Origin of the sequence: Variovorax soli NBRC 106424 (assembly GCF_001591385.1) — a bacterium.
In the GTDB taxonomy this organism is placed as follows: Bacteria; Pseudomonadota; Gammaproteobacteria; order Burkholderiales; family Burkholderiaceae_C; genus Variovorax; species Variovorax soli.
Genome location: NZ_BCUU01000051.1, coordinates 1 through 13,202 on the forward strand (window position 1 = coordinate 1; position 13,202 = coordinate 13,202).

The following is a 13,202-nucleotide window of genomic DNA, read 5'->3' on the forward strand; positions in this document are numbered from 1 at the left end:
CGCGCAGGCGCCGCCCGGCGGCGCCGCGCCGGCTGACGCAGCGCCGGCGCCAACGGCAGCTGCCGCACCCGCCACCCTGGCCGAGCTGGCCTTGCGCGCAGACGCCGACGAGCAACTGGTTGCGCGGGTCGAGGGCGAGGCTGCCGAGACGGACCGCAGCCAGGAACTGTCCACGCGGCTGGAAAGCATTTCCGCCTCGGTCGACGCGATGATCAAGGCCTACCCCCCGAGGGAGCTGCGCAAGATGCCGGTGATGCGCCTGGAAAGCATGGCGCGGCACTGGCGCTTCGACCGCAGCCGCTTCGAGGATTGGCAGGCCGAACTCAAGCGCGTGGGCGGCCCTTTGCTGGAAGATGCGGCCGCGCTCAGCAAGCGCCGCATCGACTGGGAAGCGCAGCGCCAGCGCATTGCCGGCGGCGAACTGCCCGCGGTCATGGCCGGCCGGGTCGACGGCCTGATCGCCGCGCTGAAGCAGGCCGAGGCGCGCCTGGCCGTGCCGCTGGAAAAGCAGATCGACCTGAGGCAGCGCGGCAGCGAGCTGGGTGCGCGCATCCGCCAGGGCGAGGGTGCGGTGGCGCAGGCCATCGAGGAGATCGACCGGCGCCTCCTTCGCATCGACACCGCGCCGATCTGGTCGGCCCGGGCCGCCGCCGATGCGGGCGCGGTGAACATGGCCGCATCATTGCGCCAGGGCCTGGACGTCGAGACGCGCTTCGCCAAGGAGTACGGCAGCAGCGGGAATGAGCGGCCGATGGTGCTGCACATCGTGCAGGTGCTGCTGCTGCCGCTGGTGATCTGGATGTCGGTGCGCGCGCGGCGCAGTGCGGCGCGCGCCGGTGCCGACGCGGTCCGGCCGGTGTATGCGCTGTCGCGTCCGTTGTCGCTGTGGGTGCTGCTGGCGATGATCGGCGTGTTCGTCCTCGAGCCCGACGCGCCGCTGCTGGTGCACGAGGCCGCGATGCTCATCGCCATGGTTCCGGTGCTGCGGCTGATCCCGCCCGAGGCCCGCCGCTACCTGGGCGCCTGGCCCTACGCGGCGAGCGCGCTGTTCCTGATGATGCGCCTGGGCTTCCTCATCTCGGCCAGCCTGCTGCTCTATCGCTTCTACCTGATCGTGCTGTGCCTGCTGGGTATCGCGGCCATGCTGTGGCTGCTGCGGCGTTCCTCGGGCGCCGGCGATGCGCAGGCGAAAGAGCGCTGGCGCTGGAGCGCGCAGCTGCGCGTGGTGGCCTGGTGCGGCGTCGCGCTGTTCCTCGTCTCGCTGGCGGCCAATGTCGTGGGCAATGTTTCGCTGGCCGAAACCCTGGCGGGCGGCGTGATCGACAGCGGCTACCTGGCCCTGATGCTCTATGCGGCGGTCGGTGCATGCGCCGCACTCCTGGGGTGGCTGTTCGACCGGCCGTCGTCTGCGCAGCAGCCGTCCGCCCCGCTGCCGCAACTGGGCTTGCGCCTGCTCATGCTGGGCGCCGGCATCGGCTGGCTGGTCTATGCGATGGAGCGCTTTCGCATCTTCCGCCCGGTCTACGGCGCGCTCAGCTCGGTGCTTGCGGTGAAGGCGGAGGTGGGCGAGATCTCCATCAGCCTGGGCGACGTGCTGGTGTTCCTCGTCGCCGTGCTGATTTCCTTCTGGGTGGCGCGCGGCATCCGCGCCCTGGTGCACGACGAGGTGCTGGCCCGCTTGAAGGTCTCGCGCGGCGTGGGCAACAGCGTGGCTTCGCTCACCTATTACGGCGTGCTGGTGGTGGGGCTGCTGGTGGCCCTGTCGGCCGCCGGTTTCAAGGTGAGCCAGCTGACCATCGTGTTCGGCGCGCTGGGCGTGGGCATCGGCTTCGGCCTGCAGGGCGTGGTGGCCAATTTCGTGGCGGGCCTGGTGCTGATGTTCGAGCGGCCCATCCAGCCCGGCGACACGGTGGATGTGGGCGGGACCTCGGGCACCGTCGGCGAGATCGGCCTGCGCGCCACCACCATCCGCACCTTCGACGGCGCGGACGTGGTGGTGCCCAACAGCGCGCTCGTCACCAACAACCTCACCAACTGGACCCTGCGCGATGCCAGCCGCCGCATCGAGATCCACGTGGGCGTGGCCTACGGCGCCAACCCCGGCCAGGTGAGCGAGATCCTGTGCACCACGGCCTCGCAGACGCCCGGCGTGGCCAGCCGGCCGGCACCGGCGGCGCTGTTCATGGAGTTCGGCCACCACGCGCTGGACTTCAGCGTGCGCGCATGGACCTACGATGCCGACAACTGGCTGAACATCCGCAGCGACCTGGCCATGCGCATCCATCGCGCGCTGGGCGAGGCGGGCATCGAGATCCCGTATCCGCAGCAGGACCTGCACCTGCGCAGCGTGTCGGAGGAAGCCGGCGCGATGCTTGGCGCGAGGCCCGTCGGCCCCGCGGCATGAGCCGGCGGCCGGGGCGCATGGATGCCCCGGCAGCTCTTCATGGCTGCTGCGGCTTCTTCTTCATCTCCGGCACGTCCGGCACCACGCGCGCATAGCGCTGGAAGCTCCAGTACGCGCTGGCCCAGTCCATCAGCACCACCAGCCGGTTGCGAAAGCCGATGAGGAAGTACACGTGCGCAAACAGCCAGAACTGCCAGGCAATGCGCCCGCTCATCCGCAAGGGGCCGAACGGCGTGGCCAGGTCCACCACCGCCGAGTTGCGGCCGATGGTGGCCAGGTTGCCGTAGTCGCGGTACCTGAAGGCCTGCGTGGGCCGGCCGGCCAGGCGCGCGAGGATGTTGGCCGCCGCCGTGCGCCCCATCTGCTTGGCGCCCGGCGACACGCCGGGCACCGGCTTGGGTTCCTTGCCCGGCACATGGCTCATGGCGGCCGCCAGGTCGCCCACCACGCTGATCTCGGGGTGGCCGGCCAGGCTCAGGTCGGGCTCGACCTTGATGCGCCCGGCGCGGTCCACCGGCACGCCGGTGGCATCGCCCAGCAGGCGGCCCAGCGGCGATGCCGCCACGCCCGCGGCCCACACGATGCAGCGGCTGTCGATGCGCTCGCTGCTGCCGTCGGCCCGCTGGATCGACAGGCCGGTGGCATCGATGTCGGTCACGCGCGAATCGAGCCGCACCTGCACGCCGAGCTTTTGCAGCTGCACCAGCGCCTTGGCGCTCAGTTCCTCGGGCATGGCCTGCAGCACGCGCGAGCCGCCTTCGATCAGCAGCACCTCGGCGCTGCCGGGGTCGATGCGGCGGAACTCGCCCGACAGCGTGTGCCGCGCGATCTCGGCCATGGTGCCGGCCATTTCCACGCCGGTGGGGCCGGCGCCGATCACCGCGAAGGTGAGCAGGGCGCGCTGTCGCTGCGCATCGGGCTCGCGCTCGGCCGCCTCGAAGGACATCAGCATGCGGCGGCGGATGTCGAAGGCGTCGGCCAGCGTCTTGAGGCCCGGCGCGTTCTCCGCCCAGTCGTCGCGGCCGAAGTAGCTGTGGGTGGCGCCAGCGGCCACGATCAGGTGGTCGTAGCCGATCTGCGTGCCGTCCTTGAGCTCGACCTTGCGCGCCGCGGGGTCCACGCCGCCGACTTCGCCCAGCAGCGTCGTCACGTTGGGGTAGCGGCGAAACAGCACGCGCACCGGCGCGGCGATCGAGGGCGCCGCCAGGCCCGCCGTGGCCACCTGGTAGAGCAGGGGCTGGAACAGGTGGTGGTTGGTCCGCTCGATGACGGTGATGTCCACCTCGGCGCGCTGCAGTGCGCGGGTGGCTTCCAGGCCGCCGAAGCCGCAGCCGATGATCACGATGTGCGGCCTTGTCCTTGCTGCCGCCGTTGCCGCCCGGGATGCCGGGGGAGAAGAGGTGCTGCTGCTCATGCGCCCCATGATACGCAGCACCCCTCCTGACAGAACGTTGTCAGGAGCCGGCCAGATGGGGGCCTTGTCCTACCGACCTTTTTCTTCGAAATCGGCTAGAAACGCGGTTTGGCCCCGCCAGAAAGAAGAACGGAGCAACCCATGACCATCTCCGGCACCCAACTGCAGGCGGCGAGCGGTGCGCTGCTGTCTCGGCGCTATCGCGACGTGCGTGCGCACAGCCTGCTGCTGGCCTCGCCCCTGTCCGCGGAAGACCAGTGCATCCAGTCGATGCCGGATGCCAGCCCCACCAAGTGGCACCTGGCGCACACCACCTGGTTCTTCGAGACGGTGCTGCTCATGCCGCACCTGGCGAACTACCAGCCCTTCGACCGGCACTACCAGTACCTGTTCAACTCCTACTACGAGGCCCTGGGGCCGCGCCATCCGCGCCCGCAGCGCGGGCTGCTCACCCGGCCGACGCTGGCCGAGGTGCATGCGTACCGCGAACATGTGGACGCGGCCGTGCACAAGCTGCTGGCCGAGGCGCCCGCCGCCGGCGAGGCGCACCGGCGCGAGGTGGAAGCCGTCGTCACCCTGGGCCTGAACCACGAGCAGCAGCACCAGGAGCTGCTGCTCACCGACATCCTGCATGCGTTCTCGTGCAACCCGCTGCTGCCGGCCTACGACCCGTCTCCCGTGCCGGCGCTGCGCCTGGCGGCGCAGCCGTCGCCGCCGGCCTGGATCGAGATGCACGGCGGCGTGGTGCAGGTGGGACACGCGGCCGGGGAAGGCTTTTCCTTCGACAACGAAACGCCCAGGCACAACGCGCTGCTGCAGCCCTATCGCATCGCGGACCGGCTGGTGAACTGCGGCGAGTACCTGCAGTTCGTCGAGGACGGCGGCTACCGCAACCCGCAGCTGTGGCTGTCGGACGGCTGGGCCGTGGTGCAGGCCCAGGGCTGGCACGCGCCGGCCTACTGGCTGGCGCCCGACGATCCGCGCCGCGCACACCAGGATGCAGGCAATGCCAAGGGCTGGCAGGTGTTCGGCCTGCACGGCGCGCGGCCGCTGGATCCGCAGGCCCCTGTCTCGCAACTCAGCTTCTACGAAGCCGCCGCCTTCGCCGAATGGGCCGGCGCGCGGCTGCCCACCGAATTCGAATGGGAAGCGGCCAGTGCTGTGCAGGGCATGCGTGAACTCACGGGCCATGTCTGGCAATGGACGCGCTCCTCCTACGACCCGTACCCCGGCTTCAAGCCGCTGGCCGGCGTGGCTGCCGAATACAACGGCAAGTTCATGGTGGGCCAGCTGGTGCTGCGCGGCGGCAGCATTGCCACGCCGGCGGGCCACACCCGGCCCACGTACCGCAACTTCTTTCCCCCAGCGGCCCGCTGGCAGTTTTCCGGGCTGCGGCTCGCCAAGGAGCTATGACCATGCGCTTTTCTTCTTCTTCTTCTGCACCGTTCAATGCCTTCGAGGCTGCCGCACAGGAACCGAAGGACGACGAGGAAGGCGAGGGCAGCAGCTTCGGGCGCGAGCTGCTGGCCGGTCTCAAGAGCAGGCCGCGCAGCATTTCGCCCAAGTTCTTCTACGACGCGGCCGGCTCGCGGCTGTTCGATGCCATCTGCGAATTGCCCGAGTACTACCCGACCCGCACCGAGCTTTCCATCCTGACGCGCCATGCCGGCGAGATCGCGCAGCAGATCGGGCCCGACGCCGAGATCATCGAGTTCGGCGCGGGATCGCTGCGCAAGGTGCGGCTGCTGCTCGATGCGCTGAAGACGCCGCGCCGCTTCGTGCCCATCGACATCTCGGGCGAGCACCTCGAGCAGGCCGCCCAGGGCCTGCGCGCGGACTATGCGGGCCTGGACGTGCAGCCGCTGGTGGCGGACTACACCCGCGCCTTCTCCCTGCCGCCCAAGCCCGAGGGCAGCGGCATGCGCGTGGGCTTCTTCCCGGGCTCGACGCTGGGCAACTTCAGCCCGGCGGAAGCGCTGTCCTTCTTGCAGAGCGCGGCGCGCGTGCTGCGCGGCGGCGGCCTGCTGCTGGGCGTGGACCTGGTGAAGGACCCGGCGCGCCTGCATGCCGCGTACAACGACGCGCAGGGCATCACCGCGCGCTTCAACCTCAACCTGCTGGCCCGCGCCAATGCCGAACTGGGCGCGAACTTCGACCTGGCCGGCTTTGCCCACACGGCCTTCTACAACGCGCCGCACCAGCGCATCGAGATGCACCTGGTCAGCCGCAGCGCGCAGACGGTGAACCTGCTGGGCGAGAGCCTGCACTTTGCCGAGGCGGAGACCATCCACACCGAGAACTCGCACAAGTTCACCGTGGAAGGCCTGCGCACCCTGGCGGCGCGCGCGGGCTTCGGCATCGGCCCGGTATGGACCGACCCCGAGCGCCTGTTCAGCGTGCATTGGCTGCCTGCCGCACAATAGGCCGGCCGGCACCCCGCCGACCCAGAATCCGACAGTCCGTCGGCCAGGAGAGGGGCCGGCCTGGAGATTCCTTGCAATGAAAGCTACCTGGAACGGCGTGACCATCGCCGAGAGCGACGACACCGTGGTCGTCGAAGGCAACCACTACTTTCCGGCGTCGTCGCTCAACCGCGACTACGTCACCTTCAGCAACCACCGCACCACCTGCCCCTGGAAGGGCTCGGCCAGCTACTACTCGCTGCTGGTCAACGGCGAACTCAACGCCGACGCAGTCTGGTACTACGCCGACCCCAAGCCCGAAGCCGAGATGGTGCGCGACCGCGTGGCCTTCTGGAAGGGCGTCAAGGTCGAGTCGTGAAGCCGGCGCGTCCATGAGCAAGGACTTCTCGCCGCCGGCCACCACGCCGGAGCACCTGAGCACCGCCCTGGCGGAAGACGGCTACGCCGTGCTGGCCCCGCAAGGGCTCGCCCAGTGGATGGACATGCCCCTGTCCGAACTGGAGGCGCTGCGCGCCGACTGGGACGCCCTGCCGCCCGACGACTACCTCAAGGATGGCGGGCGCTACCGCACGCGCCGCCATGCCTGCTTCGTGGCAGAACAGGGCGGGGCGCTGCGCCAGGTGCCGCACCGCGCGCACTGGCAGCCGGTGGAATACAACGCGCTGCACGGCGGCATGCAGCGCTGGTTCGCGCCCATGCTCGAAGCCAGCGTGGCGCAACCGGCGTGGCAGCAGCTGATGCGCAGGCTGGCCGAGGCGGCCAGCGCCCTGCGCGGCGCACAGCCCTGGTACATCGAGGCGCACCAGTTCCGCATCGACACCGCCGGCGGCATCGGCCGGCCCACGCCCGAGGGCGCGCACCGCGACGGCGTCGACCTGGTGGCGGTGGCCCTGGTGGGCCGCCACAACGTCAAGGGCGGCGAAACCCGCGTGTTCGAAGCGGCCGGCCGGCGCGGCGAGCGCTTCACCATGACCGAGCCGTGGACGCTGCTGCTGCTGGACGACGAGCGCGTCATCCACGAGACCACGCCGATCCAGCCGCTGGCCGAGGGCGAATCCGGCTGGCGCGACACGCTGGTGGTGACCTGCCGGGCCGGGGGTTTCCAGGGCGACTAGGCTCTCGCTGGCGCCGAATCGGTGCGGCCTCGCTGTTCCGGGTGAACCCTGGGCGGCCGGGTGAGTCCTACACTTGCGCAGCCGCGGAGTCTGTACATTCGGGCCCGTGGCCGCACTGCCGGCAAGGAATCATCAGAAGAAAGCGAGGTCCCATCATGTTCAACCACATCCTGGTTCCGATCGACGGCTCCGATGCCTCCATGACGGCGGTCAGCAAGGCCAGCGGCCTGGCGCTGGCCTTCGGCAGCCGCATCACGCTGATTCACGTGATCGACAACTATCCCTTCATCGGGGTGGGCGCCGACTATGCCCTCGGGCAGAACGAATACCTGGCGGCGGCCACCTCCAGCGCCAATGCCGCGCTGGCACGCGGCGTGGCGGCCCTGGCCGCCGAAGGCCTGCACAGCGACCAGCGCGTGATCGACGGCCATGTGGTGCACGAAGGCATTGTCGACACCGCCAACGCGCTGGGCTGCGACCTGATCGTGATGGGCTCGCACGGGCGCCACGGCATCGAGAAGCTGCTGCTGGGCAGCGTGACGCAGCGCGTGCTGCAGGACGCGCACATTCCGGTGCTGGTGGTGCGCAGTTAGCACCCCTGCAAGGCCGGAGCTTCAGTCTCCCTCGATCTTCGAGACCTTCACCACCTGTCCCCAGCGGAAGAATTCCTGCCGGCTGAATTCGCCCAGCTTCTTCGCGTCCATGTAGTCGGCCGTGGCGCCTTGCTCGGCGGCCTTCTGCTGGAAGGCCGGGCTGGACGCGATCTTCGCGATCTCGACGTTCAACTTGTCGACCACGGCTTGGGGCGTCTTGGCCGGCGCGAACATGGCGAACCACGACGTGGCATCCAGCTTGGGCATGCCGGCTTCGGCCGCCGTGGGCACGCCCGGCAGGGAAGGCAGGCGCGACTTGCCGGTGACCGCCAGTGCGCGCAGCTTGCCGGCCTGGATGTGCGGCATGAAGGGCGGGGGCGTGCCAAAGGTCATGTCCACCTGGCCGCCCAGCAGGTCCTGCAGTGCGGGCCCGGTTCCCTTGTAGGGCACGTGCATCAGCTGGATGCCGGCCTGCTGTTCCAGCATGGCGCCAGTCACGTGCTGCAGCGAGCCGTTGCCCGACGACGCGTAGGTCAGCTTGCCGGGATTGGCCTTGGCATAGGCGATCAGCTCCGGCAGGGTCTTCACCGGCAGCCCCTCGCGCACCACGATCACCTGCGGCGCGCTCAGCACGTTGGCGACCGGCCGGAAGTCGTCTGCGCTCCACTGCGGCTTTTGCGTGCTCACGTGCGGCGTGATCACGTGGTAGCCCGAATACTGCATGAGCAGCGTATAGCCGTTGGGCTCGGCGCGCTTGACCGCCATGGCCGCGATGGCGCCGTTGCCGCCGCCCTTGTTGTCCACCACCACCGACTGGCCGAGCGCCTTGCCCAGCGAATCGGCAATCATGCGCGCCGAGATGTCGGTGGTGCCGCCCGCCGCCGTGGGCACCACCAGCATGATGGGGCGATTGGGGTAGGCGGCCTCGTCGGCCATGGCGAGGCCAGCTGCGGCCATGCCCGCCGATGCGAGCAGCGCGGCAAGGATGCGGGGTAGTTGTCTGCGGTTCATGATGTGTCTCCTTCGTTGGATTGAATTCAGGCAGCGCGCGCCAGTGCGCGGTCGCGGATGGCATCGAAGTCGCCGGGCAGAGGATGCAGATCCAGTCGCCGGCCGGCCTTCAGGATCTGGCTCGGAACGTCGTGCCCGATGAGTGCCGGCAGGCGGCCGGCGGCCTGCAGCAGCAGCGCCAGGTCGACGCCGGTGCCAAAGCCCATCAGCGCCAGCGCATGCACGATCTCCTCGGTGCACACGTTGCCGGTGGCACCCGGCGCATAAGGGCAGCCGCCGATGCCGCCCAGCGACGCATCGAAGCGGTCGGCGCCGGCATCGATGGCGGCCAGCACGTTGGCCAGCCCCATGCCGCGCGTGTTGTGGAAGTGCAGCGTCAGCTCCTTGTCCGGCCAGCGCTCGCGAAACGCCGCGACCAGCCCGGCGACCTGGCCGGGGTAGGCCATGCCGGTGGTGTCGCACAGCGTCACGCCGCCTGCGCCCAGTTCGTCGATGAAGCGGCCGCACCAGCCGAGCACGGTGGACACGGGCACGTCGCCCTCCATCGGACAGCCGAAGCAGCACGAGAGAGAGACATTCACCGCGGTGCGTGCCTGCCGCGCCAGCGCGCTCACGTCGGACAAGGCGATGAAGGACTGCGAACGGGTCATGCGCAGGTTGGACAGGTTGTGGCTTTCGCTGGCCGACATGACCAGGTTGAGCTCGTCCGTCTTCGCGTCGATGGCGCGCTCGGCGCCGCGTGCGTTCGGCACCAGCGCGGTATAGGTCACGCCGGGCCGCCGCTGGATCTCGCGCATCACCACTTCGGCATCACGCAGCGCCGGAATGGCCTGCGGCGATACGAAGGCCGCCACCTCGATCTTGGCCATGCCTGCGTCCGACAGCAGGTCGACCAGCGCGATCTTCTCCCTTGTCGGCACGAAGGCCTGCTCCACCTGCAGGCCGTCGCGCGTGCCCACTTCCTGGATGTGGATGCGTCGTCCAGCGCCGTTCCACGGCGTCGCCATGTCGTTCATGCAACCACCTTCCTGCCGCGCAGCGCGGCGATGTCCTGGGTTGAAAAGCCGAGCTCCCTGAGCACCGCGTCGGTGTCGTCGCCCAGGCGCGGCGCTGCGCTTCGCACCGTGCCCGGCGTGCCCAGCAGCTTGGGCACCACCCCCGGCACATCGACCTCGTAGCCGTCGCGCGTGGCCTGCCGCAGGATCATGTCGCGCGCCCGGTAGTGGGGATCCTGATGGATGTCCTTGGCGGTGTAGACCTTGCCGGCCGGCACGCGCGCCTCGCCCAGGACGGCCAGCACCTGGGCCACCGGCCGCGCCAGCGTCCATTGCTCGATGGCCGCATCCAGCTCGTGCACGCGCGCCGCGCGCCCCGCATTGCTGGCCAGGCCTTCGTCGCCGCCCAGGTCGTCACGGCCGATCACCTGCATCAGGCGCTTGAAGATGCTGTCGCCATTGCCGGCGATGAGCACGAAGCCGTCGCTGCAGCGGTAGGCGTTGGACGGCGCGATGCCCGGCAGCGCGCTGCCGGCCGCCTCGCGCACCGCACCGAAGGCGTCGTATTCGGGAATCAGGCTTTCCATGACGTTGAACACCGCTTCGTGAAGCGCCACGTCGATCACCTGCCCCTGGCCGCCGTTGACCTTGCGGTGGTAGAGCGCCGTGAGGATGCCGATGGTGCCGTGCAGCGCCGCGAGCGTGTCGCCGATGGAGATGCCGCAGCGCACCGGCACGCGGCCCGTCTCGCCGGTGAGGTGGCGCAGCCCGCCCATGGCCTCGCCGATGGCGCCGAAGCCCGGCAGGTCGCGGTACGGGCCCGTCTGGCCGTAGCCGGAGATGCGCAGCATGATGAGGCCGGGGTTGAGTGCCGACAGCACGTCGTAACCCATGCCCCAGCCTTCCAGGGTGCCCGGACGGAAGTTCTCGATGAGCACATCCGCTTCCCGGATCAGCTTGCGGGCGATGTCCTGCCCCTCGGCGCTGCGCAGGTCCAGCGCCACGGACCGCTTGTTGCGCGACTGCACCTGCCACCAGACCGAGGTTCCTTCCTTGATCAGGCGCCAGTTGCGAAGCGGATCGCCGGCGCCGGGCGGCTCGATCTTGATGACGTCCGCACCGAACTCGGCCAGCGTCTTGCCGGCGAACGGACCAGCGATCAGCTGGCCCATCTCGATGACGCGCAATCCTTCGAGTGCGCTGGGTGGCTTGCTCAATGTCGTCTCCTGTTGCGGTCGGTCGACCGTCGCGCCGGTGTTGCGCGGGGAGCGTGCACCGGCGGCGTGTGCGGCGATTCTGGAAGCGGGGCGGCGCAAGCGGAATGGAAAAGCGGCGGCGCGAGCTTTCGCGGATTGCGAAAGCACGGCCGGGTTAACCCTGGCACGCCCCGGCGTGCGGCTTCAGGGCGCCGGAGACTGGCAGAGATGGTCGATGAAGCTGCGCACGTGGCGCGGAACGGCCGCCGCGTCGCGCAGACCGATGAGCAGGTGCCGCCGCGCCCATGCATCGTCCAGCGCCACCTGGCGCAGGTGAAGGGACTGCACCTGCGGCTGGATCGCTTCCCTGGGCAGTACCGCAACCCCCATGCCGGCGACCACCATCTGGCACATGGCGTCGAAGCTGCGCACCTGGATGCGCGTCTTCAGCCGGCGGCCGAGGGCCTCGGCTTCGGCCTGCAGCCGCTTGGCCAGCGAGGTGCCCTTGGACAGGCACACGAAGTCGTGCTCGATCGCCTCCTCGAAGCGTACGCTGCGCCGGCGCGCCAGCGCGTGGCCGCGCGGCGCCACCAGCACCAGGCGGTCGGCGCGATAGTTCATCACCTGCAGGCCGTGCGCGGGCGTGCGGTCCGCGAAGATGCCCACGTCGGCACGGCCGTCGAGCACGGCCAGCACCACCTCGCTGCTGTCTTCCTCTTCCAGTTCGATGCGGATGCCCGGGTTGTCGGCGCTGAAGCTGGCGATGTCCCTGGGCAGGAATTGCGTGACGGCCGACGTGTTGCACCACAGGCGCACCACGCCCACGAGGCCGCTGGCGTAGTCCGAGAGGTCGGCGGTCATCTGATCCACGTCGCCCAGGATGCGCTGGACGTGGCGGTGCAATGCCTGCCCTGCCACCGTCAGCGTCACGCCCCGGGAATGGCGCTCCAGCAGGGGCGTGCCGACCGCTGCCTCGAGGTCGGTGATGCGCTTGCTCGCCGCCCCCACGGCCAATGCGGCCAGTTCCGCCCCCTTGCTGATGCTGCCGCTGCGTGCGATCAGGTTGAACAGCGACAGCGAGACGAGATCGAGGCGTTGCAGGTTCATGGCGCAAGCAGACCTTCTAGGTCTGGATGTACTCGCCCGCGGCGAGCGGGCGCGGCGGCGGCAAGGCTTCGCCCATCAGCTCGCGCAGGCTGGCCTCGATGCCGGCCGACATCGCATCCAGCGCCAGGTCGTTGGCCGAGGTGCCGAACGGGTCCTCGATCTCGGCGCTCAGCGCCTCCAGCGCGAAGAAGGTGTAGGCGATGAAGGCCACGATCACCGGCGTCATCGCGCCGATGGAATCCACCAGGCCGAAGGGCAGCAGCACGCAGTACAGGTAGATGGTGCGGTGGATGATGACCGCGTAGGTGAAGGGAATGGGCGTGCCGTGGATGCGCTCGCAGCCGCCCAGTGCGTCGGTCAGGCGGCCCAGCGGCACTTCCATCGCCTGCACCAGCGGCGCCGACAGCTCGGCGGCCTGTCGGCGGTCGCGCAGCCACTCGCCCACCATCTGCAGCAGCACGGCCGGCTTGTAGCGTGCGCCTTGCAGGCGGGCGCAATCCTCCTGGGCCAGCAGCCGCTCGAAGTCGGCCGACGGATCGGTGGCGCGCAGCTGGTGGCGCAAGGCATGGACGAAGGCCGTGAGCCGGGCCGCCAGCGAGCCGGCCTGCGCGGGCGCATCGCAAAGCGTCAGGGCCTGGCGCACCATCGCGCGTGATTCGTTGAGCAGCGTGCCCCAATGCGTGCGCGCCTCCCAGTAGCGCGCATAGCTGGTGCTGTTGCGAAAGCCCAGGAAGATGGCCAGCGTCAGGCCGATGAGCGAGAAGGGCACGAAGTTCAGCGGGATCTTCCACGCGAACAAATGCCCATGCAGCAGCGTGACGACGACCGCGAAGGCCGTGGTGCCCAGGAGCTGCGGCGCGATTTCCGGCAGGACCGAGCCGCGCATGACAAACAGCATGCGCAGCCAGTTGGGTCTTGGGCGGACGATCATCGCGTGGGCCTCC

The 13,202-nt window shown here is 69.7% G+C and carries 12 protein-coding genes; 6 read left to right on the forward strand and 6 right to left on the reverse strand.

What is annotated here, in order from left to right; all coding sequences use genetic code 11:
* Positions 1 to 2,404: mechanosensitive ion channel family protein (locus tag VSO01S_RS15585; protein ID WP_068643733.1), on the forward strand; the 2,404-nt coding region annotated here is incomplete at its 5' end.
* A 37-nt stretch (positions 2,405 to 2,441) separates the two neighbouring features.
* Here the strand turns inward: VSO01S_RS15585 and VSO01S_RS15590 are convergent.
* The gene (locus VSO01S_RS15590) at positions 2,442 to 3,818 is read right to left on the reverse strand and encodes an NAD(P)/FAD-dependent oxidoreductase (RefSeq protein ID WP_068643734.1); all 1,377 of its coding nucleotides are present in this window, start codon (positions 3,816 to 3,818) and stop codon (positions 2,442 to 2,444) included.
* 141 nt (positions 3,819 to 3,959) lie between these two features.
* On the opposite strand from VSO01S_RS15590, the gene egtB reads away from it, so the two are divergent.
* The 5 genes from egtB to VSO01S_RS15615 all read left to right on the forward strand — a co-directional run bounded on the left by egtB (position 3,960) and on the right by VSO01S_RS15615 (position 7,949).
* A complete protein-coding gene (egtB, locus tag VSO01S_RS15595) occupies positions 3,960 to 5,231 on the forward strand; it encodes an ergothioneine biosynthesis protein EgtB (protein ID WP_068643735.1) in 1,272 nt (423 codons plus the stop codon).
* Positions 5,232 to 5,233: 2 nt separating this feature from the next.
* Complete coding sequence (gene egtD / locus VSO01S_RS15600; protein ID WP_068643736.1) at positions 5,234 to 6,241, forward strand: L-histidine N(alpha)-methyltransferase; 1,008 nt, start codon at positions 5,234 to 5,236, stop codon at positions 6,239 to 6,241.
* Positions 6,242 to 6,317: 76 nt separating this feature from the next.
* Complete coding sequence (locus VSO01S_RS15605; protein ID WP_068643737.1) at positions 6,318 to 6,599, forward strand: DUF427 domain-containing protein; 282 nt, start codon at positions 6,318 to 6,320, stop codon at positions 6,597 to 6,599.
* Between the two features lie 13 nt (positions 6,600 to 6,612).
* Positions 6,613 to 7,356 carry a 2OG-Fe dioxygenase family protein gene (locus tag VSO01S_RS15610; protein WP_068643738.1) on the forward strand — a complete coding sequence of 248 codons (744 nt, stop codon included), beginning with the start codon at positions 6,613 to 6,615 and terminating at the stop codon, positions 7,354 to 7,356.
* A gap of 155 nt (positions 7,357 to 7,511) precedes the next feature.
* On the forward strand, positions 7,512 to 7,949 hold the full coding sequence (locus tag VSO01S_RS15615; protein WP_068643739.1) for a universal stress protein: 438 nt from the start codon (positions 7,512 to 7,514) through the stop codon (positions 7,947 to 7,949).
* Between the two features lie 21 nt (positions 7,950 to 7,970).
* Here the strand turns inward: VSO01S_RS15615 and VSO01S_RS15620 are convergent, their stop codons facing one another.
* The 5 genes from VSO01S_RS15620 to VSO01S_RS15640 all read right to left on the reverse strand — a co-directional run bounded on the left by VSO01S_RS15620 (position 7,971) and on the right by VSO01S_RS15640 (position 13,189).
* Positions 7,971 to 8,960, reverse strand: a complete 990-nt coding sequence (locus tag VSO01S_RS15620) for a Bug family tripartite tricarboxylate transporter substrate binding protein (RefSeq protein ID WP_068643740.1) — start codon at positions 8,958 to 8,960, stop codon at positions 7,971 to 7,973.
* A 26-nt stretch (positions 8,961 to 8,986) separates the two neighbouring features.
* Positions 8,987 to 9,967 carry a hydroxymethylglutaryl-CoA lyase gene (locus VSO01S_RS15625; protein WP_068643757.1) on the reverse strand — a complete coding sequence of 327 codons (981 nt, stop codon included), beginning with the start codon at positions 9,965 to 9,967 and terminating at the stop codon, positions 8,987 to 8,989.
* A gap of 5 nt (positions 9,968 to 9,972) precedes the next feature.
* Entirely contained in the window at positions 9,973 to 11,172 is a 1,200-nt protein-coding gene (locus VSO01S_RS15630; RefSeq protein WP_281179836.1) for a CaiB/BaiF CoA transferase family protein, read from the reverse strand.
* Positions 11,173 to 11,355: 183 nt separating this feature from the next.
* Positions 11,356 to 12,258: a LysR substrate-binding domain-containing protein gene (locus tag VSO01S_RS15635; RefSeq protein WP_068643741.1), complete on the reverse strand. Its 903-nt coding sequence runs from the start codon at positions 12,256 to 12,258 to the stop codon at positions 11,356 to 11,358.
* 16 nt (positions 12,259 to 12,274) lie between these two features.
* Complete coding sequence (locus tag VSO01S_RS15640) at positions 12,275 to 13,189, reverse strand: bestrophin family protein (RefSeq protein WP_068643742.1); 915 nt, start codon at positions 13,187 to 13,189, stop codon at positions 12,275 to 12,277.
* Between the last annotated feature and the right edge of the window lie 13 nt (positions 13,190 to 13,202).